This window comes from Mycobacterium sp. ELW1 (assembly GCF_008329905.1).
GTDB lineage: Bacteria > Actinomycetota > Actinomycetes > Mycobacteriales > Mycobacteriaceae > Mycobacterium.
Map to the genome: position 1 here is coordinate 5,230,503 of NZ_CP032155.1, position 24,350 is coordinate 5,254,852.

The 24,350-nt window shown below is 67.3% G+C and carries 27 protein-coding genes and 1 pseudogene; 17 read left to right on the forward strand and 11 right to left on the reverse strand.

The window, feature by feature from the left end; genetic code table 11:
• Positions 1 to 41 precede the first annotated feature (41 nt).
• From D3H54_RS24980 to phoU, 4 genes are all read left to right on the forward strand, one after another.
• A complete protein-coding gene (locus tag D3H54_RS24980; RefSeq protein ID WP_149382151.1) occupies positions 42 to 1,037 on the forward strand; it encodes an acyl-ACP desaturase in 996 nt (331 codons plus the stop codon).
• Between the two features lie 26 nt (positions 1,038 to 1,063).
• Positions 1,064 to 2,197 carry a tRNA dihydrouridine synthase DusB gene (dusB, locus tag D3H54_RS24985; RefSeq protein WP_149383726.1) on the forward strand — a complete coding sequence of 378 codons (1,134 nt, stop codon included), beginning with the start codon at positions 1,064 to 1,066 and terminating at the stop codon, positions 2,195 to 2,197.
• A 234-nt stretch (positions 2,198 to 2,431) separates the two neighbouring features.
• Positions 2,432 to 4,432, forward strand: a complete 2,001-nt coding sequence (locus tag D3H54_RS24990) for an LCP family protein (protein ID WP_149382155.1) — start codon at positions 2,432 to 2,434, stop codon at positions 4,430 to 4,432.
• Positions 4,433 to 4,527: 95 nt separating this feature from the next.
• On the forward strand, positions 4,528 to 5,193 hold the full coding sequence (gene phoU, locus D3H54_RS24995; protein ID WP_149382157.1) for a phosphate signaling complex protein PhoU: 666 nt from the start codon (positions 4,528 to 4,530) through the stop codon (positions 5,191 to 5,193).
• Between the two features lie 69 nt (positions 5,194 to 5,262).
• Here the strand turns inward: phoU and pstB are convergent, their stop codons facing one another.
• From pstB to D3H54_RS25025, 6 genes are all read right to left on the reverse strand, one after another.
• On the reverse strand, positions 5,263 to 6,039 hold the full coding sequence (gene pstB / locus D3H54_RS25000) for a phosphate ABC transporter ATP-binding protein PstB (protein WP_102808215.1): 777 nt from the start codon (positions 6,037 to 6,039) through the stop codon (positions 5,263 to 5,265).
• Positions 6,040 to 6,048: 9 nt separating this feature from the next.
• Positions 6,049 to 6,963, reverse strand: a complete 915-nt coding sequence (pstA, locus tag D3H54_RS25005; RefSeq protein WP_149382159.1) for a phosphate ABC transporter permease PstA — start codon at positions 6,961 to 6,963, stop codon at positions 6,049 to 6,051.
• Positions 6,960 to 8,015: a phosphate ABC transporter permease subunit PstC gene (pstC, locus tag D3H54_RS25010; RefSeq protein ID WP_286198997.1), complete on the reverse strand. Its 1,056-nt coding sequence runs from the start codon at positions 8,013 to 8,015 to the stop codon at positions 6,960 to 6,962. The genes pstA and pstC overlap by 4 nt, the downstream gene beginning before the upstream one ends.
• 45 nt (positions 8,016 to 8,060) lie before the next feature.
• Positions 8,061 to 9,191, reverse strand: a complete 1,131-nt coding sequence (gene pstS, locus D3H54_RS25015; RefSeq protein ID WP_210419591.1) for a phosphate ABC transporter substrate-binding protein PstS — start codon at positions 9,189 to 9,191, stop codon at positions 8,061 to 8,063.
• Between the two features lie 151 nt (positions 9,192 to 9,342).
• Positions 9,343 to 10,383: a mycothiol synthase gene (gene mshD / locus D3H54_RS25020; RefSeq protein WP_149382163.1), complete on the reverse strand. Its 1,041-nt coding sequence runs from the start codon at positions 10,381 to 10,383 to the stop codon at positions 9,343 to 9,345.
• A complete protein-coding gene (locus D3H54_RS25025; RefSeq protein WP_168215114.1) occupies positions 10,380 to 11,183 on the reverse strand; it encodes a winged helix-turn-helix transcriptional regulator in 804 nt (267 codons plus the stop codon). The genes mshD and D3H54_RS25025 overlap by 4 nt, the downstream gene beginning before the upstream one ends.
• Positions 11,184 to 11,381: 198 nt before the next feature.
• Between D3H54_RS25025 and lmeA the strand changes: the two genes are divergently transcribed.
• The 9 genes from lmeA to D3H54_RS31550 all read left to right on the forward strand — a co-directional run bounded on the left by lmeA (position 11,382) and on the right by D3H54_RS31550 (position 16,081).
• On the forward strand, positions 11,382 to 12,185 hold the full coding sequence (gene lmeA / locus D3H54_RS25030) for a mannan chain length control protein LmeA (RefSeq protein WP_210419765.1): 804 nt from the start codon (positions 11,382 to 11,384) through the stop codon (positions 12,183 to 12,185).
• Entirely contained in the window at positions 12,182 to 12,601 is a 420-nt protein-coding gene (locus D3H54_RS25035; RefSeq protein ID WP_149382170.1) for a TlpA family protein disulfide reductase, read from the forward strand. Before lmeA ends, D3H54_RS25035 begins: the two co-directional genes overlap by 4 nt.
• A 20-nt stretch (positions 12,602 to 12,621) precedes the next feature.
• Positions 12,622 to 12,723, forward strand: coding sequence for an Ms5788A family Cys-rich leader peptide (locus D3H54_RS32245; RefSeq protein WP_353616982.1), 102 nt, complete (start codon positions 12,622 to 12,624; stop codon positions 12,721 to 12,723).
• 88 nt (positions 12,724 to 12,811) lie between these two features.
• Positions 12,812 to 13,282 (forward strand): DUF4395 domain-containing protein, encoded by a 471-nt coding sequence (locus D3H54_RS25040; protein WP_149382172.1) that lies wholly within the window; start codon positions 12,812 to 12,814, stop codon positions 13,280 to 13,282.
• 35 nt (positions 13,283 to 13,317) lie between these two features.
• The gene (locus D3H54_RS25045; protein ID WP_149382174.1) at positions 13,318 to 14,151 is read left to right on the forward strand and encodes a sulfurtransferase; all 834 of its coding nucleotides are present in this window, start codon (positions 13,318 to 13,320) and stop codon (positions 14,149 to 14,151) included.
• 2 nt (positions 14,152 to 14,153) lie between these two features.
• Positions 14,154 to 14,456 carry a DUF1416 domain-containing protein gene (locus D3H54_RS25050; protein WP_083118612.1) on the forward strand — a complete coding sequence of 101 codons (303 nt, stop codon included), beginning with the start codon at positions 14,154 to 14,156 and terminating at the stop codon, positions 14,454 to 14,456.
• Positions 14,457 to 14,610: 154 nt separating this feature from the next.
• A complete protein-coding gene (locus D3H54_RS25060) occupies positions 14,611 to 15,255 on the forward strand; it encodes a heme-binding beta-barrel domain-containing protein (protein WP_149382177.1) in 645 nt (214 codons plus the stop codon).
• On the forward strand, positions 15,255 to 15,572 hold the full coding sequence (locus tag D3H54_RS25065; protein WP_149382179.1) for a hypothetical protein: 318 nt from the start codon (positions 15,255 to 15,257) through the stop codon (positions 15,570 to 15,572). Before D3H54_RS25060 ends, D3H54_RS25065 begins: the two co-directional genes overlap by 1 nt.
• Positions 15,573 to 15,715: 143 nt before the next feature.
• The gene (locus D3H54_RS31550) at positions 15,716 to 16,081 is read left to right on the forward strand and encodes a hypothetical protein (RefSeq protein ID WP_149382181.1); all 366 of its coding nucleotides are present in this window, start codon (positions 15,716 to 15,718) and stop codon (positions 16,079 to 16,081) included.
• Between the two features lie 248 nt (positions 16,082 to 16,329).
• Here D3H54_RS31550 and D3H54_RS25075 read toward each other — a convergent pair whose 3' ends face one another.
• Complete coding sequence (locus D3H54_RS25075) at positions 16,330 to 17,190, reverse strand: aminodeoxychorismate lyase (protein ID WP_149383728.1); 861 nt, start codon at positions 17,188 to 17,190, stop codon at positions 16,330 to 16,332.
• A gap of 65 nt (positions 17,191 to 17,255) precedes the next feature.
• Here D3H54_RS25075 and ygfZ point away from each other — a divergent pair, with 65 nt between their 5' ends.
• Together ygfZ and D3H54_RS25085 are read left to right on the forward strand one after the other, a co-directional pair.
• Positions 17,256 to 18,347, forward strand: coding sequence for a CAF17-like 4Fe-4S cluster assembly/insertion protein YgfZ (gene ygfZ, locus D3H54_RS25080; protein WP_149382183.1), 1,092 nt, complete (start codon positions 17,256 to 17,258; stop codon positions 18,345 to 18,347).
• Positions 18,348 to 18,484: 137 nt separating this feature from the next.
• Positions 18,485 to 18,676: a DUF3073 domain-containing protein gene (locus tag D3H54_RS25085; protein ID WP_083118617.1), complete on the forward strand. Its 192-nt coding sequence runs from the start codon at positions 18,485 to 18,487 to the stop codon at positions 18,674 to 18,676.
• A 37-nt stretch (positions 18,677 to 18,713) separates the two neighbouring features.
• Here D3H54_RS25085 and purM read toward each other — a convergent pair whose 3' ends face one another.
• Both purM and D3H54_RS25095 read right to left on the reverse strand, forming a co-directional pair.
• Complete coding sequence (gene purM / locus D3H54_RS25090) at positions 18,714 to 19,784, reverse strand: phosphoribosylformylglycinamidine cyclo-ligase (protein ID WP_149382185.1); 1,071 nt, start codon at positions 19,782 to 19,784, stop codon at positions 18,714 to 18,716.
• Between the two features lie 48 nt (positions 19,785 to 19,832).
• Complete coding sequence (locus D3H54_RS25095; protein ID WP_168214968.1) at positions 19,833 to 20,450, reverse strand: DUF2461 domain-containing protein; 618 nt, start codon at positions 20,448 to 20,450, stop codon at positions 19,833 to 19,835.
• A 29-nt stretch (positions 20,451 to 20,479) separates the two neighbouring features.
• Here D3H54_RS25095 and D3H54_RS25100 point away from each other — a divergent pair, with 29 nt between their 5' ends.
• Both D3H54_RS25100 and D3H54_RS25105 read left to right on the forward strand, forming a co-directional pair.
• On the forward strand, positions 20,480 to 20,914 hold the full coding sequence (locus tag D3H54_RS25100) for a cupin domain-containing protein (protein WP_149382189.1): 435 nt from the start codon (positions 20,480 to 20,482) through the stop codon (positions 20,912 to 20,914).
• Between the two features lie 56 nt (positions 20,915 to 20,970).
• Positions 20,971 to 22,292 (forward strand): annotated as a pseudogene (locus D3H54_RS25105) (DUF2867 domain-containing protein).
• Between the two features lie 3 nt (positions 22,293 to 22,295).
• Here D3H54_RS25105 and purF read toward each other — a convergent pair.
• Both purF and D3H54_RS25115 read right to left on the reverse strand, forming a co-directional pair.
• Positions 22,296 to 23,825, reverse strand: coding sequence for an amidophosphoribosyltransferase (gene purF / locus D3H54_RS25110; RefSeq protein WP_432246401.1), 1,530 nt, complete (start codon positions 23,823 to 23,825; stop codon positions 22,296 to 22,298).
• 92 nt (positions 23,826 to 23,917) lie between these two features.
• The gene (locus D3H54_RS25115) at positions 23,918 to 24,310 is read right to left on the reverse strand and encodes a sterol carrier family protein (RefSeq protein ID WP_149382191.1); all 393 of its coding nucleotides are present in this window, start codon (positions 24,308 to 24,310) and stop codon (positions 23,918 to 23,920) included.
• Positions 24,311 to 24,350: the final 40 nt, after the last annotated feature.

Here is a 24,350-nt window from a genome sequence, read left to right on the forward strand (position 1 = left end):
ATATTGAGTGCAACCACTAGGAACAGATAACTGGAGGGCTCATGTCGAAAGACCTGACCGACCTCGATCTCCTGCATGAGCTGGAACCGGTGGCGGAGAAGCTCATAAACCGCCACATGACGATGATGAAGGACTGGAACCCGCACGACTACATCCCGTGGTCGGACGGCAAGAACTACTACGCCCTCGGCGGCCAGGACTGGGATCCCGAGCAGTCGAAGCTCTCCGAGATCGCGCGCACGGCGATGGTGCAGAACCTCCTGACCGAGGACAATCTGCCCGCGTATCACCGCGAGATCGCGATGAACTTCTCGATGGACGGCCCGTGGGGCTACTGGGTCAACCGGTGGACCGCCGAGGAGAACCGGCACGGCATCTCGATCCGCGACTACCTGGTGGTCACCCGCAACTGCGATCCCGTGGAGCTCGAAGAACTGCGGATGGAGCAGATGACCCGTGGCTTCTCGCCGGGCCAGAACCAGCAGGGCGATCTGTTCGCCGAGAGCCTGTTCGACTCGGTCATGTACGTGAGCTTCCAGGAGCTGGCGACCCGGGTATCGCACCGCAACACCGGCAAGGCCTGCAACGACCCCGTCGCCGAGCAGCTGCTGGCCAGGATCTCCAACGACGAGAACCTGCACATGATCTTCTACCGCGACGTCAGTGAGGCCGGCTTCGACGTGGCCCCCAACCAGGCGATGAAGTCGCTGCACCGGGTGCTGCGCAACTTCAAGATGCCCGGATACACCGTGCCGGACTTCCGGCGCAAGGCCGTCATCATCGCCATGGGTGGCGTGTACGACCTGCGTATCCACCTCGACGACGTCGTGATGCCGGTGCTCAAGAAGTGGCGCATCTTCGAGCGCGACGACTTCACCGGCGAAGCCGCGGCAATGCGCGACGACCTCGCGAACCTGATCACGGAAATCGAAGAGGCCGCCGACAAGTTCGAAGAGTCCAAGGCCCGCAAGCTCGAGCGGGACGCGCGTCTCGCCGAGAAGCGCAGCGCCAAGGCATTGGCAGGGGCGGCAACATAGTAGACATCGCACCAGCGGCCACCGGGCTGCGGATCGGGCCTTTCGCCCTCCGCAGCCCGGTTGTCTTGGCGCCCATGGCCGGCGTCACCAACGTCGCGTTCCGCACCCTGTGCCGCGAGCTGGAGGAGGCACGGGCCGGAACGGTGTCGGGCCTTTACGTCTGCGAGATGGTCACCGCACGCGCACTTGTCGAACGCCACCCGGTGACCATGCACATGACGACGTTCGCTCCGCAGGAGTCGCCGCGCTCGTTGCAGCTCTACACCGTGGATCCGGCGACGACGTATGAGGCCGCCCGGATGATCGTCACCGAGGATCTGGCCGACCACATCGACATGAACTTCGGCTGCCCGGTGCCCAAGGTCACCCGTCGCGGCGGCGGAGCCGCTCTGCCCTACAAGCGTCGCCTGTTCGGCCAGATCGTGGCCGCCGCCGTGCGCGCCACTGAAGGCAGCTCCGTGCCGGTGACCGTGAAGTTCCGGATCGGCATCGACGACGATCACCGCACCCACCTCGATGCCGGCCGGATTGCCGCGCAGGAGGGCGCCGCGGCGGTCGCGCTGCACGCCCGCACCGCCGCCCAGCGGTACTCGGGGACCGCGGACTGGGACGAAATCGCCCGCCTCAAGGAGGCCGTGACGACGATCCCGGTGCTCGGCAACGGCGACATCTTCGAGGCCAACGACGCCCTGGCGATGATGGCGTCGACCGGGTGTGACGGAGTCGTCATCGGCCGCGGCTGCCTGGGCCGTCCCTGGCTGTTCGCGGAGCTGTCGGCGGCCTTCACCGGTTCGCCGACGCCGGCCCCGCCGACGCTCGGCGAAGTCACCGACATCATCCGCCGCCACGGCGAGCTGCTGGCCGACCACTTCGGCGAAGACAAGGGCATGCGCGATATCCGCAAGCACGTCGCTTGGTATCTGCACGGCTTCCCTGCGGGTGCCGACATCCGGCGGGCGTTGGCGCTGGTCAAGACCCTGGCCGAGCTGGACACCCTGCTCGACCGCCTCGACCGCGACATCCCGTTTCCGGACGCCGCAACTGGGCCGCGGGGCCGGCAGGGGTCGGCGGCGTCGGTCACCCTGCCGGAGGGCTGGCTCGACGACCCCGACGACTGCACGGTGCCTGCGGGGGCCGACATGATGAACTCCGGAGGCTGAACCGAGACGGTCCCGACACCGACGCGAGCTAGCGGTTCGACGGCTTGTCTCAGTACGATGGTGATCTTGTCTTGTCGTGGGCCGCTGGAGTGGCGGACAGCCATCGACTGCTGCTACAAGACATAGGACCGTTGAGACGGCCGCGCATCGATGCCGGCCGAGGTGTCGGTACTACCGGACCATCATGTGCACGCGCGTCGACGCGCACGACCTAGAGTCGGAGGCGACTGGAACATGAGTGACGGCGGCAACGCCACTCCTGGCCAGCACCGCGCCCCCGACGAGGGCGAGCGGGTGACCAGGACTCCCCGAGCCGCGGCCGGCGCCGCGCCCTGGGAGCGGGTGACAGCGCCCGCTCCCCCGAGCGGCAACCACACCCAAGGCGTCACAGTCGCCGACCTGATCGCGAAGGTGTCCGGCTCCCGGCCCGCGATCGAGCCCACCCGGCACCGCGCCGAGGACGACGATTACCACGACTACGACGACGACGTCGCGACAGATCTCCCCGACCTGACCGACCTGACCGAACCCATCCCGGTCGTCACCGCCGCCTACGCCGACGAAGTGCCCGACCTCGAGGCGATCCGACGTGCGCGCGGCCCGCTGGCCGCTGACCCCGACCCGGCGCCGTCGAGCACCACCAAGAAGAAGGCCAAGTCGCGCCGCAAGCCCGTGCTGCTGGCCGGTCGATCCGCGGCGGCGCTGTTCGCGGTGTCGGCTCTGGTGCTGACCGGCGGCGCCTGGCAGTGGCAGTCCACCAAGAACGATCTGCTGCGCAATGTCGCCGCGCTGGATACCAATTCGCGCGACATCATCGATCCGAACGCGCAGTTCGGTGACGAGAACTTCCTGATCGTCGGCGTCGACAGCCGTACCGGCGCCAACGGCGAGATCGGTGCCGGCACCACGGAGGATGCCGGCGGCGCCCGGTCGGACACCGTGATGCTCGTGAACGTCCCCGCCGACCGCAAGCGCGTCGTCGTGGTGTCGTTCCCCCGCGACCTGGCCATCACTCCCGCGTATTGCCAGGCGTGGGACCCCGACACCGGCAAGTACGGCCCGGTCGCCGACAAGGCCACCGGCGAGATGAGTGACGACTACCGCTACACCGAGACGAAGCTGAACTCCGCCTACGCCTACGGCGGACCGAAATGCCTGGTCAAGGTCATCCAGAAGATGTCGGGGCTCTCGATCAACCGGTTCATGGCCGTCGACTTCGCCGGCTTCTCCAAGATGGTCGACGCCGTCGGCGGCGTCGAGGTCTGCAGCACCACCCCGCTGAAGGACTACGAGCTGGGCACCGTGCTCGAGAACGCGGGCCGCCAGACGCTCGACGGACACACCGCGCTGAATTACGTCCGCGCCCGCCAGGTCACCACCGAGCTCAACGGCGACTACGGCCGGATCAAGCGCCAGCAGCTGTTCCTGTCCTCCCTGCTGCGCTCGATCATCTCCAAAGACACCCTGTTCAGCCTCACCAAGCTGAACAACGTGGTCAACGAGTTCATCGACGACACCTACGTGGACAACGTCCGGACCAAGGACCTGGTCGACCTCGGCCAGTCGTTGCAGGGCGTCAACGCGGGCCGGATCACGTTCGTCACCGTGCCCACCACCGGCATCACCGACGCCGACGGCAACGAACCGCCGCGCACCCAGGACATCCGCGCGTTGTTCGACGCGATCATCAACGACGATCCGCTACCCGGCGAGAACGACACCAACGCGACGACGAGCCCGATGACGGCGTCGCAGAACGCCATTCAGGCGGCCAAGCCCAGCCAGGTCGAGCAACAAGGCCAAACGACGCAGACCGAGTTGGTCAACGCCGTGACCACCGACCCGCAGGACATCACGGTGCAGGTGTCGAACTCCACCGGCCAGGACGGACTAGGCTCCACCGCCGCGACCGCGCTGAAGCAGCACGGCTTCCGCGTGTTGGCCCCGGACGACTACACCGGCACCGTCACCGCGACCACGGTGATGTTCTCAGCGGGCAACGAGCAGGCCGCCGCCACCGTCGCCGCAGCATTCCCGGACGCGCAGATGGAACGCATGGACGGCTTGGGCGAAACCGTCCAGGTGGTGCTCGGGCCCGACTTCACAAGTGTGGCCGCCCCACCGCCCAGCGGATCGGCGGTCAGCGTGCAGGTCAGCCACAACTCCAAGAGCACCCCCACCGAGCTGCCCGAGGACCTCACGGTCACCAACGCCGCGGATGTCACCTGCGAATAAGCCGACTCGACCATGACCGTTGTCTGCGTTCATTCACCGTTCGTTCACTCCACCTCGGCATACTGGGTGCACTGGCAGAAAGTAGGGTGGACGCCATGCGCACCGCATACCACGAGCAGCTTGATGCTCTGACCGACCAGCTGGCCGAGATGTGCCGGATGGCCGGACTCGCCATGGAACGAGCCACACAGTCGCTGCTTCAGGCCGACCTGGTGCTGGCCGAACAGGTCATCACCGACCACGAGCAGATCTCGGCGGCCAGTGCGCGTGCCGAGGAGGCCGCCTTTGTGCTGCTGGCGCTGCAGGCGCCGGTCGCCGGGGACCTGCGGGCGATCGTCAGCTCCATTCAGATCGTCGCCGACGTCGACCGGATGGGAGCGCTGGCGCTGCACGTCGCCAAGATCGCCCGTCGCCGGCATCCGCAGCACACGCTGCCCGAGGAAGTCAACGGTTACTTCGCCGAAATGGGCCGCGTAGCAGTCGATTTGGGCAACAGTGCGCGTGAGGTGCTGCTGTCCCGGGATCCGGAGAAGGCACGTCGTATCCGTGAGGAAGACGACGCAATGGACGATCTGCATCGGCATCTGTTCACCGTGCTGATGGATCGCGAGTGGAAGCACGGGGTGGCCGCCGCGGTCGACGTGACGCTGCTGGGCCGGTTCTACGAGCGCTTCGCCGACCATGCCGTCGAGATCTCCCGCCGCGTGATCTTCCAGGTGACCGGCCGGCTGCCCGAAGAAGAGGAAATCGCGGCGACCTGAGCCTGCGCCCGACATACAAAAAATCCGGTATCGCCTTGCGGCGATACCGGATTTTTGTTGGTACTGGCCCTAGCCGAATCGGCCGGAGATGTAGTCCTCGGTGGCCTTCTGGCGCGGATTCGAGAAGATCTTCTCGGTGTCGTCGATCTCGACCAGGCGGCCCGGCTTACCGGTGGCCTCCAGGTTGAAGAACGCGGTCTGGTCGCTGACCCGCGCGGCCTGCTGCATGTTGTGCGTGACGATCACGATCGTGAACTCCTGCTTGAGTTCGCCGATCAGGTCCTCGATGGCCAGCGTGGAGATCGGGTCCAGCGCCGAACACGGCTCGTCCATCAGCAGCACGTCGGGCTGGACGGCGATGGCACGGGCGATGCACAGTCGCTGCTGCTGACCGCCGGACAGCCCGCCGCCGGGCTTTTCTAGCCGGTCCTTGACCTCGTTCCACAGGTTGGCGCCCTTGAGCGAACGCTCTGCGGTCTCGTCGAGCACCTTCTTGTTACGGACGCCCTGCAGCTTCAGGCCAGCCACCACATTGTCGCGAATCGACATGGTGGGGAACGGGTTTGGCCGCTGGAAGACCATGCCGATGGTCTTGCGCACGCCGACCGGGTCGACCCCGGATCCGTAGATGTTCTCGCCGTCGAGCAGCACCGAGCCCTCGACCCGGGCACCCGGGATGACCTCGTGCATACGGTTGAGCGTGCGGAGCACCGTGGACTTGCCGCAACCCGACGGACCGATGAACGCGGTCACGTTGCGCGGCGGCACCGCCAGCGATACGTCGGCGACAGCGTGGAATGCGCCGTAGTAGATGTTGACGTCTTTGAGATCAAGCCGCTTGGCCATCGAAGGCTCCTAAACCTTTTTCGGGGCAAAGAATTTGGCGATGAAGCGCGCACCGACGTTGAGGATCGCGATCAGCACGATCAGCGTCAGCGCTGCGCCCCACAGTCGGTCGGTGGGAACGGGATTGGCACCTGCACCGGCCGATGTCTGGTCGTACATCATGCCGGGTAGCGAGCCCATGAACCCGTTGAACATGTCGAAGTTCATCGCCTGCGAGTAGCCGACCAGGATCAGCAGCGGCGCCGTCTCGCCCATGACGCGGGCCAGCGCCAGCATGATGCCGGTGACGATGCCCGACAGCGCAGTCGGAATGACAATGCGCGCAATGGTTTTCCATTTCGGCACGCCGAGCGCATAACTGGCCTCGCGCAGGTCCATCGGAACGATCCGCAGCATCTCCTCGGTGGAGCGCACGATCACGGGGATCATCAACAGCACCAGGGCCAGTGACACCGCGAACCCGGAACGCTGAAAACCCAACGTGGCCACCCACAATGCGTAGATGAACAGCGCGGCGACGATCGACGGCACACCGGTGAGAATGTCGACCATGAACGTGGTGATCTTGCCCAGCCGGGTGCCGCCGCCGTACTCCACCAGATAGATGCCGACGAATACGCCGACCGGAATCGAGATCACCGCGCAGAACAAGCCCTGCAGCAGGGTTCCCACCAATGCGTGGTAGACGCCACCGCCGGGCATGAACGCGGTCATACCGGACTGCGAATGCGTCCACCAGCCGCTGTCGAGGACGATCTTCAAACCCTTGCTGATCACCGAGTACAGCACCCAGATCAGCGGCACCACGGCCACGAACACCGACAGCGTCACCAGTACGGTGGCGGTGTTGTTGGTCAGCTTGCGCCGCAGGCTGACCGCCTGGAAGGTCGGCGCCTTGACCGGCTTGTCGAGTGTCGAGGTCATCGGGCACCCCTTCCGGCCACCGCGGCGCGGGCCGCCGAGTTGACCACGAACGTCAGGATGAACAGCACCAGGCCGGCGGCGATGTAAGCCCCCGCCTTGTACTGGTCATTGAATTCCGAAGCGGCCGAAGCGATCTTGCTGGCGAAGGTGTACCCGGCGTCGAACAGCGACCAACCGAACGCCTTCTGCGTGCCGCGCAGGATGATCAGCAGCGCGATCGTCTCACCGAGGGCGCGGCCCAGGCCGAGCATCGCGCCGCTGATGTAGCCGGACAGACCGAACGGCAGCACCGTGGTCCTGACCACTTCCCAGCGGGTCGCACCGAGCGCCAGCGCGGCCTCGATCTGTCCCCGTGGCGTCTGGACGAACACCTCGCGGCTGACGGCGGTGATGATCGGCAGGATCATCACCGCCAGCACGATCCCGGCGGTGAAGATGGTGCCGCCGCCGGCCACCGACGCGTTGCCGGTGTCGAACAAGAACAGCCAGCTCAGGTTGCCGTTGAGCCACATCGCGAGCGGCTTGAGGACTGGAGCCAGCACGTACAGGCCCCAGACGCCGTAGATGATCGACGGCACGGCGGCCAGGAGATCCACCATGTAGCCCAGCGGCCCGGCCACCCGGCGCGGGGCGTACTGCGTCAAGAAGATCGCGATACCGAGCGCCACCGGCATCGCCAGGACCAGGGCGAACAGCGAGACGAACACCGTCACCTGCAGCAGGTCCAGGATGCCGAACTTCATGTGGGCGGTGTCGGTGGTGACCCAGTTGCCGCCGTAGGTGAAGAAGTTGACGTCGTTTCGGCCCAGCGCCGGTACCGCACGCCAGACGAGGAACAGGCCGATCGCGGCGATCAGCGCGATGACGAGAACGCCGGAACCTTCGGACAGCCCGCGGAAGATCCGGTCACCGAGGCGCACCTTGGCTGTTCCGGACGGGTTCGTCGGAATCGAGGGCTTCCCGGGGAAGGGTGCGGCCACGACCTCGCCGGATCCAGCCTCCGCTGGATTAGGCCCGGGTACGTCTTGGGTCACATCCACCCCATCGCTCACTGATCTCTCCATCGTCACCGCAATCGACCTGCCTCGCCAGCGCTCTTACAGAATTGCTTTGACGGCGGTCAGCAACCGCTGCTTGAACGCGTCAGGCAGCGGGACGTAGCCGGCAGCGGGCAGGCCCGCCTGGCCGTCGTTGGCCGCCACGGTCAGGAAGGACTTGACTGCCGCAGAGGTGTCGGCGTCGTAGCCCTTCGAGCAGACGATCTCGTAGGTCGCCAGCATCAGCGGGTAGGCGCCCGCCGCCTTGGTGGCGTACAGCGAGTTCAGGTCCAGCTTCAGGTCATTGCCGTCGGCCGCGAACTTCGCGGAGTCGATGGCGGCCTTGGCCGAATCGTCGCTCAGCGCGACCGCGCCACCGCCGTTGTCGATCTCGGCGGCGGTCAGCTTGGCCTGATCGGCGAAGCCCTTCTCGACGTAGCCGATCGCACCCGGGGTGGACTGCACGGCCTGCACCACGCCGGCCGACTTCTGTGCACCCTCACCGGCGCCGCCCTGGAACTCCTTGCCGGCACCCTTGGTCCAGGTCTGCGGTGCAGCCGCGGCCAGGTACTTCTGGAAGTTGTCGGTGGTGCCCGAGGAATCCGAACGGTAGATCGGCGTGATCTTCTGGTCCGGCAGCGAGACACCGCTGTTCAGCGCCGCGATGGCCGGGTCGTTCCAGTTGGTGATCGCACCGGTGAAGATCTTGGCCAGCACATCGGGGTTGATGACGAGCTTGTCGACGCCGGGCAGGTTGTAGCCCAGCGCGACGGGACCGAACACCAGCGGCAGGTTCCAGGCCGGGTTACCACCGCAGCGCTTGGCGGCCGGATCGACCTGATCCTTCGACAGCGGCGAGTCGGACCCGGCGAAGTCGACCTGGCCTGCGATGAACTGGGTGACACCCGCGCCGGAGCCGGTCGGGTTGTACGAGAGGTTCTTGCCCGCGCACTTCTGGCCCCACACCTGGTTGAACACCGCGACGGCGTTCTGCTGTGCGGTCGAGCCCTCGGCGGTCACGGCATTCTTGCCACCGCAGTCGGCCGAAGCGCTGGACGAACCGGACGCCGCGTTGGTCGAGGACGACGTTCCGGCGTTGTTGTCGCTTCCGCAGGCGGTGAGCGTCAGGCCGGTGATGGCCGTTGCTGACGCAGTCACGAAGAACGCCTTGCCAAACCTGTTCAGATTCACCTATCCCACTTTCTCCAGTGTTGCCCTGTTCGCCCCGGTAGGAGCGCATGCACCACCCCGGAAGTTAGGCGTTGGTAGTGGACGGAACCCACCCGGAATATGAACGGAAGGTGAACAGGTTGATGAACGACGCATTGCGGGCAGCCGCTAACTAGCTGTGACTGCCGCCGCGGTCAATATTTGCTGATCCAGAAGCTTGGTAGGCGGTGTCGATATTCGAGACAGCAAATCCGAGCCGTTCGTAGGTCTTGACCGCGGCGGTGTTGTCGGCTTCGACGTAGAGCAGGACCTCCGGAGGGCAGGAGCGAAGCGACCCGGGAGTGTCATCCGGAGGGCAGGAGCGAAGCGACCCGGGAAGATCATCCGGAGGGCAGGAGCGAAGCGACCCGGGAGTGTCATCCGGAGAATTGTTCGCGCCCAGCACGTTCGCGAGGTGCTCGATGCCCACGAGGGTGAGCAGACGGCCCAGCCCGCGGCCTTGCGCGGCCGGGTCCACACCGACCACATAGACCTCGCCCAGCCCTGGATGGTCGTTGTGCACTTTGGTCCAGTGGAAACCGAGCAGCCGCCCGGTCTCGTCGTCGACGGCGAGGAACAGACCCGCGGGATCGAACCACGATTCACGACGCCGTTCGTCCACGTCGGATGGGCCCCAGCCGCCTTGTTCGGGATGCCAGGAGAAGGCGGCGTTGTTCACCCGCAGCAGCTCCGCGTCATCGTCAGGGCCGGCGTAGGTGCGAATCCGAATACCTTCGGGCACAACGACTTCGGGGATGTCGTGAAGTGGGCGGCGCATCTGCATCAGTTCGCGCACCACTGTCATCCCGAGCGCGTCGGCGACCGCCCGGGCCTCGGGCAGGGTGCCGTGCGCCCAGAACCGGACCGCCCCGCCTGCGGCGTCGACGGCGGCCCCGAGCAACGCTGAGCCGATACCGCGACGACGGGCCTGCGGCGCCACGACGAGCTCACCCATCGCCTCGGCGTCATCGCGTCCCGGCGTCAGATTGAGGTAGCCGACGACGTCGTCCCCCTCGGCCGCGACGAGATGCCGGGTTCGGGACTGTGGCAGTTCACGCAGGACCTGCTCACCTACCGGAGCGACCCCGTCGACTCGGGTGGCGGCCTCGATCACGGCGCGCACCTGCTCCTGCTCGGTCGGGGTCAGGGCGGGCTGCCAGTGCGGCGCGCTCACTGACTGCGCAGCGGCTGCGAGACCGGGCCCGACCGCACGCTCAACGAATCCGAGATGTCCTCGCCGTCGTCGAACGCGTCCTCGTCGTCGTCCTCGGCGAAGTCGGAGTCGACGGGCGCCGGACGGCCCCTGGCCGGACGGACCGCCTTGTAGCCGACATTGCGGACGGTCCCGATCAGAGATTCGTATTCGGGTCCGAGTTTGGCGCGCAGGCGTCGCACGTGCACGTCCACGGTGCGGGTACCGCCGAAGAAGTCGTAGCCCCACACCTCTTGGAGCAGCTGCGCGCGGGTGAACACCCGGCCGGCGTGCTGCGCCAGGTATTTCAGGAGTTCGAATTCCTTGTAGGTCAGGTCCAGCGGGCGGCCGCGCAACCGGGCCGTGTAGGTGCCTTCGTCGATGACCAGTTCCCCGAGGCTGACCTTGCCCGCGCTCTCCTGGGTGGCGACGCCGCCCCGCCGGCCGACCAGAAGGCGCAGCCGGGCGTCGATCTCCGCGGGGCCGGTGCTGGGCAGCAGGATCTCGTCCAGACCCCAGTCCATGTTGACGGCGACCAGGCCGCCCTCATTGACCACGGCCACCACCGGCACTGAGGTGCCGGTGGTTCCGAGCAGGCGACACAGGCCTCGAGCGGCCGCCAGGTCGGTGCGTGCGTCGACGATCGCGATGTCCGCCGAGCCCGCCTCCAGCAGCGACGAGACTTCGGTGGGCGCAGACCGCACGTTGTGTGCGAGCAACGCCAGCGACGGCAGCACCGATTCTGGGTGCGGGTCGACGGTGAGAAGTAGCAGGTCCAACAAACTCTCCAATGCCCCGGATACTCATCGTCGACAGCGCCGTCGCGGTGACCCACCAGACTCATGGGCGACATATGACCGTTACCCGGCCATGGGTCATCTAACTTTAACCCGCTACCTGCTATTTAGCTGATTTGAACGACTCCACCTGCCGTCGAGGGGGTGCGCGGCGGTCGCTGCGCACTGGTTGTACGCCAGAATGTGCAGGTGCGAAAGCTGCTGATCACTCTCGGTGCGACGCTGCTCGCCGTGGTCGTCGGGGCGGTCGGCGTCGATTTCGGGGCGACGATCTACGCCGAGTACCGGCTGGCCCGCACCGTGCGCAGCGCCGCCGGACTGTCGTTCGACCCGTCGGTGGCGATCCTGGGCTTTCCTTTTATCCAGCAGGCCATGCACCACCACTTCGACGAAATCGAGATCAAGGCCAACGGCGTGGCCCATGAAGTAGTGGGCAAGGCCTCGCTGGAGGCCACCCTGCACAACATCGACCTCACCGAAGCTTCCTGGCTGATCAGACCGGATGCGAATCTGCCGGTCGGCAAGCTGGAGAGCCGCATCATCATCGACTCGCTGCACCTCGGCCGGTTCGTCGGAATCACCGACCTGATGGTGGAGGCCCCGTCGAAGGAGACCAACGACGCCACCGGCGGGACCACCGAGTCGGGTATCTCCGGCAGCAAGGGCCTGGTCTTCACCGGTACGCCGAAGAAGGCCGATTTCGACAAGCCGGTCAGCGTCGCCGTCGACCTGTCGGTGGCCGGCCCGGAGCAGACCACGCTGGTGTTCACGGCGACGGATGTCCAGACCGGTCCCGGCACCGCTGACCAGCCGGTACCCGAGGACAAGAAGGCGGCGGTGCTGGCGGCGTTCAGCGGCAGCCTGCCCGGCCAGAAGCTGCCGTTCGGGGTGCGCCCGACCACCGAGGGCGCCCGCGGCTCGGACATCATCATCGAAGGCATCGCCGAGGGAGTAACCATCCGACTCGACGGGTTCACACAGTCATGAGCCCCGCATTGATCACCGCGATCGTCGCCATCGCCGCCGCGCTGGGCGTGGCGATCGTCGCAGGCGTGCTGCACAACCGGCGGTCCGGAGTCGTACGCGAAGCCGAATCGCACGACGTCGACGTCAGCGACCTGGGATTATCCCGCACCGGTCCGACCATCGTGCATTTCAGCGCAGTGTGGTGCGGACCCTGTGCCGGGGTGCGGCGCGTGGTCAATCAGGTCTGCGCCGATCTCCGTGATGTCGCCCACGTCGAAATCGACATGGATGCCGATCCGGCTGCCGCGCGCAAGCTTTCGGTGCTGTCGCTGCCGACCACGTTCATCTTCGACGCCGACGGCCGGCAGCGGTACCGGACGGCAGGGGTCCCCAAGGCCGCTGACCTGCGCGCGGCCCTCGAGCCTCTGTTGGCCTGAGACCCCGGTCATTGGGTACCATGACTCGCGTGTCGACCCGCCTCGAGCTAGCGCTCACCAAGCGTCGCGCAGTCGATCTGTGCCGCGTTGCGGGTTGTTGCTGTTGTTGCTGTAGCTGCTGAGTCGCCGCGCCTTCTTTCGCGCCGCCACTCCGAAGCGGCCGTTTGCGGCTCGTTTCCGCCCAGCCCCGATCAGCAACAGGAGAAAAATATGTCCACCAGCACCACCAACACCCCCGCCGTCGCCCAGGTGGATGTCCGCGGCCCCCGGTTCGCGGCCTGGGTCACCACGGCCGTCCTCGTCGCAGTCCTCGTCGTCTCGGGATTCAGCGCCGTTGCCGCAGCCGTCCTCCTGGCGCTGCAGGCCGTGGTGTTCGGAATCGGGGCGCTACGCGGGCCGCGTCAGCACCCCTACGGAGTGATCTTCGCCAACATCGTCGCCCCGCGACTGAGCCCCGTCTCCGAGCGGGAGCCGGTGCCGCCGTTGAAGTTCGCACAACTGGTGGGATTCGTGTTCGCCGTCGCCGGCGTCGCCGGCTTCGCCCTGGGCGCACCGCTGGTCGGCACCGTCGCCACCGCGTTCGCTCTGTTCGCCGCTTTCCTCAACGCGGCCTTCGGCATCTGCCTGGGCTGCCAGATCTACCCACTGGTGGCCAGGCTGCGTACGCCGGCCACCACCTGAGCTTTTCTAGACACGCAACCGAAAGGAACTACTTCATGGCACGCTCCGACGTCCTGGTCTCCACCGACTGGGCCGAGAGCAATCTCGACGCGCCGAACGTCGTCTTCGTCGAGGTCGACGAGGACACCTCGGCTTACGAAGACGGCCACATCGCCGGCGCCGTCAGGCTGGACTGGAAGACCGAACTGCAGGACCAGGTCAAGCGTGACTTCGTCGATCAGCAACAGTTCTCGAAGTTGTTGTCCGACAAGGGAATCAGCAACGACGACACGGTGATCCTGTACGGCGGCAACAACAACTGGTTCGCCGCGTACGCCTACTGGTACTTCAAGCTGTACGGCCACGAGAACGTCAAGCTGCTCGACGGCGGACGCAAGAAGTGGGAACTCGACGGACGCCCCCTGGTGACCGAGGTGCCCGACCGGCCCGCCACCTCGTACGCCGCGAAGGCTCCCGACAACACCATTCGCGCGTTCCGCGACGAGGTGATCGCCGCCATCAACGCCAAGAACCTGGTGGACGTGCGGTCCCCCGACGAGTTCTCCGGCAAGATCCTCGCGCCGGCCCACCTCCCGCAGGAACAGAGCCAGCGCCCCGGGCATATCCCCGGCGCCATCAACGTTCCGTGGAGCAGGGCTGCGAACGAGGACGGCACCTTCAAGTCCGACGAGGAATTGGCCAAGCTCTACGCCGCGGCCGGCCTGGACGGCGAGAAGGAGACGATCGCCTACTGCCGAATCGGCGAGCGGTCATCGCACACCTGGTTCGTGCTCCAGGAACTGTTGGGGCACAAGAACGTCAAGAACTACGACGGTAGTTGGACCGAATATGGCTCCCTGGTGGGGGCCCCGATCGAGTTGGGAAGTTGATCATGTGCTCTGCACCTAAACAAGGACAGACTCTGCCCGCCGGTGTCGACCTCGAGAAGGAGACTGTGATCACGGGCCGCGTGGTGGACGACTCGGGTCAGACGGTGGGCGGTGCATTCGTGCGTCTGCTGGACTCGAGCGACGAGTTCACCGCCGAAGTGGTCGCCTCGGCGACCGGTGACTTCCGGTTCTTCGCGGCACCGGGCACCTGGACCGTGCGTGCGCTGTCCAAGGTCGGCAACGGCGACGCCACCGTCGCGCCGACCGGCGCCGGGATCCACGAAGTCGACATCAAGGTCGCGTAGTCACGTCTGGGGTCGGGCTCGGGCGGCGACCTCGCCCGAGCCCCGGATAGACTGTCACCGTGGTTCTTTTCTACGAGATCCTGCTGGTTGCGACGGTCGTGTTGATCACCTGGTTCGCGTTGTACGCGCTCTATCGACTGATCACCGACGAGTCGTGAGCTCTGAGGACATCTCCGGTAGCGGCGATCGTGCCGTAGCAGCGGCCGTTGAGCGGGCGAAGGAAACGGCCGGCCGCAATATCCCGGTTTTCGACGACCTGCCGGTTCCCGCCGACACCGCCAATCTGCGCTTGGGCGCCAACCTCAACGATGCGCTGCTGGCCTTACTCCCGCTGGTGGGGGTCTGGCGCGGCGAGGGCGAGGGCCGCGGAGCCCACGGCGACTATCACTTCGGACAGCAGATCATCGTCTCGCACGACGGCGGTGAATATCTGAACTGGGACTCTCGGTCCTGGCGCCTTGACGAGGCCGGCGAGTACGCCGGTCCTGGGCTGCGGGAGTCCGGCTTCTGGCGGTTCGTCAACGACCCGGCGGACCCGGGTGAATCGCAGGCCATCGAGCTGATGCTGGCGCACTCCGCGGGGTACGTCGAGTTGTTCTACGGCCACCCCCGCAATCAGTCGTCCTGGGAGCTGGTGACCGACGCGTTGGCGCGCAGCAAGTCCGGTGTACTGGTCGGCGGCGCCAAACGGTTGTACGGGATCGTCGAGGGCGACCTGGCCTACGTCGAGGAGCGGGTCGACGCCGACGGCGGACTTGTTCCGCACCTGTCCGCGCGGCTGACGCGATACGTCGGCTGATGCGCCGCATTGCCCTCGGGGTCGCCACGGCGGCCACCGCGCTCCTCGCCGGGTGCGCACCGGCCCCGTCCCCGTCGCAGCCGACGGTGATCAGCCCGGCGCCGAGCACCACCAGTCCCCTGCCTGACACCACATCCCCGACCACCACGGCGCCCGGGTCGGCCGAGCACGGTTCGCTGGCCCGCTGCCTGCACGAGCACGGCGTCCCCGACTCGGCCGGTACCGCGGTCCTGGGTCCGCCGTCGGGGGTCGACCCCGGCGTCTGGGATCAGGCGATGAAAGCGTGCTCGCCCTTGGAGCCGGGTCCGGCCGGCTAGCCGCCGACGAATCCGCCGAGCTGACAACGGTTTTGCTCGACGGCCGGTCGCGCATCGCTCACAGCTGTCGCACAGCCGTGTGCTAATCAGCGCCTACGCACACTGCATACGGTCGGTCTTCCCTTCGAGATGGAGATGACGAGATGACTCTGCGACCGTTGCACGCCGCAGCCATGGGCACCATGAGCGCAGCCCTGATCGGCGCCCTGGTGACGTGTGCGCCCTCAAGCTATGCCGCACCGGGCAACCCGGCCGGGCCGAATGATCCGTTCGTGAAATGCATGACCGACAACGGTGTGCCCACGCCGCCTCAGGGCGGTCCCGGTGGCCCCGGCGGACAGGGCGGCCAGCCGAGCGGCCCACCGCCACAGGGTGGTCCGGGCGGGCAGCACGACTCCGGCGCAGCCGGCGGTCCGCCGCCGGCACCGCCGGGTGTTGACCAATCGGTGTGGGACAAGGGACTACAGGCGTGCGCGTCATTGGCGCCCGCGCCGCCTCAGCAGCGCTGAGAGATCAGAAAAAGGGGCGGCCCCCGAGCCGTTATTCCTTGGTCGGACTAACCAAGAGCTCGGGGGCCGGGTAGCTGCCTGGAATTCGCCAGCGCGCTCAGAGCGCAGGTGAAATCCCGGCACCTGGTGCTGCTAGCGGGCAGCCACCTCACATGTCCTAGAAGCTATCAATTTTCCGGACCACCTCCCTTCTCGTGTACCGACGAAAGTACCCGCGTCAGAAAGGTTGTGCCAACAGATTTTCGCGATCAGCGATCACACACGATCGCGGCATCGACCAGAGCGGCCACCTCGTCGGCCAGCCGAGTGGGCGGCAGCGCCCGCCCGTCGAGCGTATGCACCCGCGCCGCCAGCGTCATACTGGACACCAGCCAAACCCCCTGTGCGGCATACAAGTCGGATGGCCGGAGCGCGCGGAAGTCGCAGTCGTAGCCCTTCTCACGGGCAACCTCGAACAGCGCCTGCTGCGTGGTGCCACGCAGGATCGGGTACCACGGCGGTGGGGTGAGCAGGGTCGTTCCCGAGCCCTCGTCGGTGGCGATCACCACCGTCGAGCGCGGACCCTCGAGCAGGTACCCGTCGGAGCTGACGAAGATCACATCACCGGCGCCTTTGGCGGCGGCGTGCCGCAGCGCGGCCATGTTCACCGCGTACGACAGCGTCTTCGCGCCGGCCAGCAGCCAGGGCATCGCGTCGACTCCGCTGGATGGCAACCCGCGGTCGAGCAGCACCGCGGCGATCCCGTCGCGGCGGGTCGCGACAACCCGCTCCGGCACGGGATTGACCGTGAGGTAGGCGGTCGGATCCGAACCGCTCTCCCGACCGCGGCTGTACACCAGCCGCAACGCGCCCTCGGCCGCCGTCGACGACGTCCACTGCCCGACCGCGACACCGATGGCCCGCCGCCAGGCCGACAGGTCCGGTTCCGGCAGCTCCATCGTCTTGGCCGACTGGGTGAGCCGGCGCAGGTGCGCATCCACCAGGCAGGCGCGGCCGTCGCGGACCAGCAGGGTCTCGAACACGCCGTCGCCCCGTACGGCCGCGAGATCGTCGGCGAACAGCAAGGGCTGCGCCGGGTCGCGCACCTCGCCGTCGAGAGTGACGAGCACCGAGAGGCGGCCGGGCATTCCAAGCATGGAGCATGAGCGTAGTGGCAGCCCCGTAGAGTTGATGTGTGTCAGCCGTCCCCGCACCTGACAATTCCCCCGATGCCGGCGCGATCTGGCATTACGGCGATCCGCTCGGTGAGCAGCGCAGCGCCGAGCACGATGCCGTCGTTGTCGATCGCTCGCACCGTGCGGTCATCACCCTGACCGGATCCGACCGGCGCAGCTGGCTGCACTCGCTGTGTTCCCAGCACGTCAGTGAGTTGCCCGACGGCGCCTCCACCGAGAACCTGAGCCTCGACGGACAGGGCCGTGTCGAAGACCACTGGGTGCAGACCGAGTTGGGTGGCCTCACCTACCTCGACACCGAACGCGAGCGCGGTGAACCACTGCTGGCGTACCTGCGCAAGATGGTGTTCTGGGCCGATGTCGCTCCGGAGGCCGCTGACCTGGCTGTTCTCTCCCTGCTCGGCCCGCGCCTTTCCGCTGCGGCGGTCCTCGGCGCGCTGGAGGTCGACGAGCTGCCGGCGGAGTCGACGGCCGTGGCGCTCGCCGGCGGTGGTTTCCTGCGCCGCATGCCCGCCCGGCCCGGTCAGATCGAACTGGACCTGGTGGTTCCCCGCGCCGATGTGACGACCTGGTTGAGCAGGCTGGATGCGGCCGGGGTTCGCCGCGCCGGGGTGTGGGCGTACGAGGCGCTCCGGGTGGCGGCGCAGCGCCCACGTCTGGGAGTGGACACCGACGAGCGGACGATCCCGCACGAGGCCGGGTGGATCGGCGGCCCCGGGCAAGGAGCCGTGCACCTCGACAAGGGTTGCTATCGCGGCCAAGAGACGGTCGCGCGGGTCCACAACTTGGGAAAGCCGCCCCGGATGCTGGTCCTGGTGCATCTCGACGGATCCGGTGAGCGCCCGGTCACCGGTGATCCGCTGCTGGCCGGTGGGCGTGTCGTGGGCCGGCTGGGCACCGTCGTCGACCATGTCGATCTCGGGCCGATCGCCTTGGCTCTGGTGAAGCGGGGTATTCCGGCCGATACGGCTCTGACCACGGGCGGCGAGCATGAGGTGGCCGCCGAGATCGACCCGGAATCGCTGCCGCAGACCGACGGCGTGGGGGCCGGGCGGCTCGCGGTGGAGCGTCTGCGCCGCGGCGCGAACTGACGTTCTCCCACGGCCGAACGGGCCTGCCAGCACATCGCAGCGGGGCACGGTAAGGTGTGGACAGGACAATAACGAACACACAGATCGGAGCCGCCTGCATCCCGGGCCGCTCCGTTATTGCGCGAGGGGGTTCCCCCATGGGCCGCGGCCGGGCAAAGGCAAAGCAGACCAAGGTTGCTCGGGAGCTGAAATATAGCTCCCCTCAGACTGATTTCAGTCGGCTCCAACAAGAGCTGTCGGGGTCGGAGTCTGAGTCGGATGAGCCTGACACCGTAGACAACGGGTTCGGCGACGACCCGTGGGCCGACGAGGGTAGCTGGCGGCGCTGAGCCGCCGCCCTTCCTCGCACGCGCTGGGCCTGATCCGCTAAAAGCGGGGATGCAGTCCTACCAGCTTCGCTCTCGGGCCATCTTTGCCCTTGGTGACGGTGCCCAGTGTCCAGCAGTTCAAGTGGCGTGCAGTCAGGATCGCCAGCGCGCGGTCGGTGTCCTCCGGCGCGACGACGGCGATCATTCCGACGCCCATGTTGAACGTCTTCTCCATCTCCGGGCGGTCGATGCGGCCGCGCTGCGCGATCATCGCGAACACCGGCGCGGGAGTCCACGTCCCGCGATCCAGTTCGGCGACCAGACCGTGCGGGATGACGCGTTCGAGATTGGCGGCAAGCCCACCGCCGGTGACGTGGCAGAACGTGCGCACCTGGGTCTCGGCGGCCAGCGCCAGGCAGTCCTTGGCGTAGATCCGGGTGGGCTCGAGCAGTTCCTCCCCGAGCGTGCGACCGAACTCCTCGACATGGCCGGCGAGGTTCATCCGGTCGATCTCGAGCAGGACCTTACGGGCCAGCGAGTAGCCGTTGGAGTGCAGGCCGGACGATCCCATCGCGATGATCACATCACCGGGGCGCACCCGATCGGGTCCCAGCACATCGTCGGCCTCGACGACGCCCACACCGGTGGCGGAGATGTCGTAATGGTCGGGTTCCATCAGCCCGGGATGTTCTGCCGTCTCCCCGCCCAGCAACGCACAACCGGCGATCACACAACCCTCGGCGATGCCCGAGACGATCGCGGCGACGCGCTCCGGAACGGTACGTCCGACGGCGATGTAGTCCTGCAGGAACAGCGGCTCGGCGCCGCACACCACCAGGTCGTCGACCACCATCGCGACCAGGTCCAGGCCGACGGTGTCGTGCTTGTCCATCGCCTGCGCCACGGCGAGCTTGGTGCCGACCCCGTCGGTCGACGCAGCCAGCAGCGGTTCCCGGTAGTCCCCGCGCAGCGCGAACAGCCCGGCGAAGCCGCCCAGGCCGCCCCGCACCTCGGGCCTGGTGGCCCGCTTCGCAAGCGGCTTGAACAGCTCGACCGCGCGGTCACCGGCCTCGATATCCACCCCGGCCGATGCGTAGGAGATCTGGTTGTCTTCCTCGCGATCCGTCATCGGGCATAAGGCTACCGGTCGACGTCCGCCGCCGAAACGGGCCAGTCGTCAGCCGACGTGGCGGGCCAGCCAGTCACGCAGCGGCGCCCCGGCGCGCAGGGTGGTGACCACCCGGTCCTTGGCCTTCGCCGTGCCCAGCCAGGCACCGACTGGCCAGGTCTTCATCATCGCGATGCCCTTGTGACGCAGCAGGTCGATGCGGGGATGATCCTTCGGATAGCCCCTCGGCGCAGTCTTGAGGACGTCGTGGGCCATCGTGTCGTAGCCGCCCTTGCGCAGCGCGTCGACGATCCCGGCCAGCTCGGCACCGGACTTCTCGGCATCGACCGCCGCTCGGTATCGGGCCAGGGCCGCGGCATCGGGCATGTACAGACCGCTGCCCACCGACAGCCCCTCGGCCGAGAACGACACGTAGCCGGAGCCGAGCCTTGCCGCGCAGTTGGTCTTGTACGGGGATTTGTCGGCGCTGAACCGAACGTCGCGATGCGGCCGGAACAGCGTGCCCTCGCCGAACTCCGGGGCCAACTCGGCGAGCAGCTCCTCCATCGGCGCCTTCACCTGACTGTCGTAGACGGCGCGATGCCGAGTCCAATAGACCTTGGAGTTGTCGGCCTCCAGGCCCTCGTAGAACTCCACGGCCTCGATCGGCCAGCCCCGAAACGCCATTCCGACATTGTGTGACACTCTGGTGCTCGATGAAACCAGTGCGGTACTTCCCTGTTGCGTTGACCATCGCGATCACCGGTGCGGTGTTGTTCCCCGCGGCGGCTGCGGCAACGCCCAACTCGGGCATCGAGGCGGACACCCTGGTGCAGTCCACGCTCGACGGCAGGGACTTCGTCACCCGGGAGCTGACCATCGCCCCCGGCGGAACGACCGGCTGGCACTACCACCCCGGCCAGGTGTTCGGGGTGATCAAGCAGGGCACGTTGACCCATTACAACGGCGACTGCTCGGTCGACGGTGTGTACAACGCAGGCGACTCGATCAGCGAGGGCAGCGGCACCGGTTACATCCACGAGGGCCGCAATGAGGGCCCGGTCCCCGTGGTCATGTGGGTGCTCTACATCAAGCCCGCGGGCAGCCCACTGGCAGTTGATGCGCCGAATCCGGGTTGCCCGTTCGAATAAGTGGCAATCCAACCGGTCCTCGGCTCCGAATTACGGGGGCGACGAACGGAGGATCCATGTCGGCGAAGCAGATCCGATGCTTGGTGACCGGTGCCACCGGTTACGTCGGCGGCCGTCTGGTGCCGCGACTGCTGGAGGACGGCTTCGCGGTGCGCGCGCTGGCGCGAAATCCGGACAAGCTCGCGAACGTCCCGTGGCGCGACCGGATCCAGATCGCCCGCGGAGACCTCACCGACGCCGACTCACTCACCGAGGCCTTCGCCGACGTCGACGTCGTCTACTACCTGGTGCACTCCATGGGCACGTCGGCGGACTTCACCGCCGACGAGCGGCGGGCGGCCCAGAACGTCGTCACCGCGGCGCGGAGTGCCGGCGTGCGGCGCATCGTCTACCTCAGCGGACTGCATCCCGAAGGCGCGGATCTGTCGACGCATCTGGCGTCGCGCACCACGGTCGGTGAGATCCTCATCGCGTCGGGTATCGAGACGGTGGTGCTGCAGGCCGGGGTCGTGGTCGGCTCGGGATCGGCGTCCTTCGAGATGATTCGTCATCTCACCGACCGGCTGCCGGTGATGACGACGCCGAAATGGGTGCACAACAAGATTCAGCCGATCGCGATCCGCGACGTGCTGCACTACCTCGCCGCCGCGGCCACCGCCGACGTGCCGAGGTCGCGAGCCTGGGACATCGGCGGGCCGGACGTCCTGGAGTACGGCGACATGATGCAGATCTACGCCGAGGTGGCGGGCCTGAGCCGCCGATACATGGTGGTGCTCCCGGTCCTGACCCCGCGGATCGCCGCATTGTGGGTGGGCTTCGTGACGCCCATCCCGTCCGGTCTGGCCCGTCCATTGGTCGAATCCCTGCACTGCGATGCGATCATGGCCAACCACGACATCGACACGATCATCGACCGGCCTGCCGCGGGCCTCACCCCCTACCGGCGGGCGGTCTCTCTCGCCCTGGCCCGGATCGCCCGCGGCGAGGTGGAGACCAGCTGGGACACCGGCACCGCCGCGCCGCTGCCCAGCGACCCGGAGTGGGCCGGCGCGATCGTCTACACCGACGCCCGCTCGTTCCGCTCCACGGCCGACCCGGAGCGGCTGTGGGAAGCGGTCGAGCACAACGTCCCGGAGCACTGGCACGTCGAGAGCCGCGACGAGGGTGCACTGCTGCGGCTGCGGGCCGATCGCCGCAGCCCGGGCGTGCGGTGGTTGGAGATGCGAGTCGGACCCGATCGAGGCGGCAGCCGATATGAACAGCGCGCGATCTTCTACCCCGCGGGCTGCTGGGCCGGTTGTACTGGATCGCCGGACGTCCGCTGCATGCGACGGCGCTGGCTGCGCAGATGCGCAGGGTCAGCGAGGCGGTCGGCTGAGCGTCAGGGTCGGCTGAGCGCCGAGACGTTGTCGTTGTCGACCGACACCGGCTGAATCGGCAGGCCGGTGCGGGCGGCGGTGGCCAGCATGTGCTCGACGACGTTCTTGCCGAGGGCGGCCTCGCCGGGCAGTTCGATCGGATAGGTGCCGTCGAAGCAGGCACAGCACAGCCGCGTCGCGGGCTGTTCGGTCGCCGCGATCATGCCCTGCTGCGAGATATAGCCGAGAGTGTCGGCGCCGATCGCGTGGCGTACCGCTTCGAGCATCTCGCCCTGGTGGTCCACGGCGTTGGCGATCAGTTCGGCCGGGGTGGCGAAGTCGATGCCGTAGAAGCACGGCCATTTCACCGGTGGCGACGCGATGCGCACGTGCACCTCGACCGCACCCGCCTCCCGCAGCATGCGGACCAGCGCGCGCTGGGTGTTGCCGCGCACGATCGAGTCGTCGACGACGATGAGCCGCTTGCCGCGGATCACTTCTTTGAGCGGGTTGAGCTTCAGCCGGATACCGAGCTGACGGATGGTCTGCGACGGCTGGATGAACGTGCGCCCGACGTAGGCGTTCTTCATCAGCCCCTGGCCGAACGGGATGCCGGACCCCTGGGCATATCCGACCGCGGCGGGGGTCCCTGATTCAGGAACGCCGATGACCAGATCGGCGTCAACGGGCTGCTCGGCGGCGAGCCGGCGGCCGATGTCGACGCGGGTGGCGTGCACGGACCGGCCGCCGATCACACTGTCGGGGCGCGCGAGGTAGACGTACTCGAACACGCAACCCTTGGGGGTCGGGTTGGCGAACCGGGTGGAGCGCACCCCGTCGGCGTCGATGGCCAGCAGCTCACCGGGCTCGATGTCCCGCACGAAGGAGGCGCCGACGATGTCGAGGGCGGCGGTTTCGGAGGCCACCACCCAGCCTCGGTCGAGCCGGCCCAGCGACAGCGGGCGCACACCGTGCGGGTCGCGCGCGGCGTAGAGCGTGTTCTCGTCCATGAAGGTCAGGCAGAAGGCCCCGCGCACGCTGGGCAGCAATGCCAGAGCGGCCTGCTCGATGGTGGAGTCGGCCGCGCCGTGGGCGAGCAGGGCGCCCAGGATGTCGGAGTCGGTGGTCGCCGCACCCGGCATGTTCGGGTTGATCAGGCCGGCGTCGCGGGCGCGAGTGGCCAGGTCGGCGGTGTTGACCAGATTTCCGTTGTGGCCCAACGCGATTCCGGTGCCCGCCGCGGTGTTGCGAAATACCGGCTGGGCGTTTTCCCAGGTCGTGGAGCCGGTGGTCGAATACCGGCAGTGGCCGATGGCGACGTGGCCCGGCATGGCGGCCAGCGTCTGCTCGTCGAACACCTGGCTGACCAGACCCAGATCCTTGAAGACCAGAACCTGCGATCCGTCGGCGACGGCGATGCCTGCGGCTTCCTGACCCCTGTGCTGCAGGGCATAGAGACCGTAATAAGTGAGTTTGGCTACATCCTCGCCTGGAGCCCATACGCCGAAGACGCCGCACTCTTCCCGAGGGTCGTTCTCCACGTGTTCGGTCACGATATGGGCTGCTCCCTGGCGCAGGTTGGTGACGTAAGCCAGTTTACGGGCATCGGCGGGAAACACGGAACTGAACGCCGAGTGTCGGGGCCTCAGTCGGTGAGTGTCACGACGGGGAGCCAGCCCGCGACCTCGCCGGCCCGGGATCCCGACAGTCGCAGCGCGCCGAGTCGGGACGCCTCGTCGACGTCGACCAGACCCGTCGCCAGCCGCAGCCACGTCCGCGGATCGGCCTCCACCACATTGGGTGGTGTGCCGCGGGTGTGGCGGGGTCCGGAGATGCATTGCACCGCAACAAAAGGTGGCACCCGCACCTCGACACTCGCGCCGGGCGCGAGCGCGGCCAGGGTGCGGGCGGTCAATCGGACGGCCGTGGCGATGGCCGGACGGTCAGGGGTGGCCGCGGTGTCGTCGCGCAGCCAATCCGACACGGCGGCCACCGCGGCGACGGTGGCTTCGGGGTCGGCGCTGCTGCGGGCGGGCACCAGTCGAGTATGCGGTATTGACGTCAACCGAAGTTGAGGT

Coding starts and splice junctions, on each gene's coding strand:
- D3H54_RS24980 (WP_149382151.1), top strand. CDS start 42: ATGTCGAAAGACCTGACCGACCTCGATCTCCTGCATGAGCTGGAACCG.
- D3H54_RS24990 (WP_149382155.1), top strand. CDS start 2,432: ATGAGTGACGGCGGCAACGCCACTCCTGGCCAGCACCGCGCCCCCGAC.
- phoU (WP_149382157.1), top strand. CDS start 4,528: ATGCGCACCGCATACCACGAGCAGCTTGATGCTCTGACCGACCAGCTG.
- pstB (WP_102808215.1), bottom strand. CDS start 6,039: ATGGCCAAGCGGCTTGATCTCAAAGACGTCAACATCTACTACGGCGCA.
- pstA (WP_149382159.1), bottom strand. CDS start 6,963: ATGACCTCGACACTCGACAAGCCGGTCAAGGCGCCGACCTTCCAGGCG.
- D3H54_RS25035 (WP_149382170.1), top strand. CDS start 12,182: ATGAGCCCCGCATTGATCACCGCGATCGTCGCCATCGCCGCCGCGCTG.
- D3H54_RS32245 (WP_353616982.1), top strand. CDS start 12,622: ATGACTCGCGTGTCGACCCGCCTCGAGCTAGCGCTCACCAAGCGTCGC.
- D3H54_RS25040 (WP_149382172.1), top strand. CDS start 12,812: ATGTCCACCAGCACCACCAACACCCCCGCCGTCGCCCAGGTGGATGTC.
- D3H54_RS25045 (WP_149382174.1), top strand. CDS start 13,318: ATGGCACGCTCCGACGTCCTGGTCTCCACCGACTGGGCCGAGAGCAAT.
- D3H54_RS25050 (WP_083118612.1), top strand. CDS start 14,154: ATGTGCTCTGCACCTAAACAAGGACAGACTCTGCCCGCCGGTGTCGAC.
- D3H54_RS25065 (WP_149382179.1), top strand. CDS start 15,255: ATGCGCCGCATTGCCCTCGGGGTCGCCACGGCGGCCACCGCGCTCCTC.
- D3H54_RS31550 (WP_149382181.1), top strand. CDS start 15,716: ATGACTCTGCGACCGTTGCACGCCGCAGCCATGGGCACCATGAGCGCA.
- D3H54_RS25085 (WP_083118617.1), top strand. CDS start 18,485: ATGGGCCGCGGCCGGGCAAAGGCAAAGCAGACCAAGGTTGCTCGGGAG.
- purM (WP_149382185.1), bottom strand. CDS start 19,784: ATGACGGATCGCGAGGAAGACAACCAGATCTCCTACGCATCGGCCGGG.
- D3H54_RS25095 (WP_168214968.1), bottom strand. CDS start 20,450: ATGGCGTTTCGGGGCTGGCCGATCGAGGCCGTGGAGTTCTACGAGGGC.
- D3H54_RS25100 (WP_149382189.1), top strand. CDS start 20,480: ATGAAACCAGTGCGGTACTTCCCTGTTGCGTTGACCATCGCGATCACC.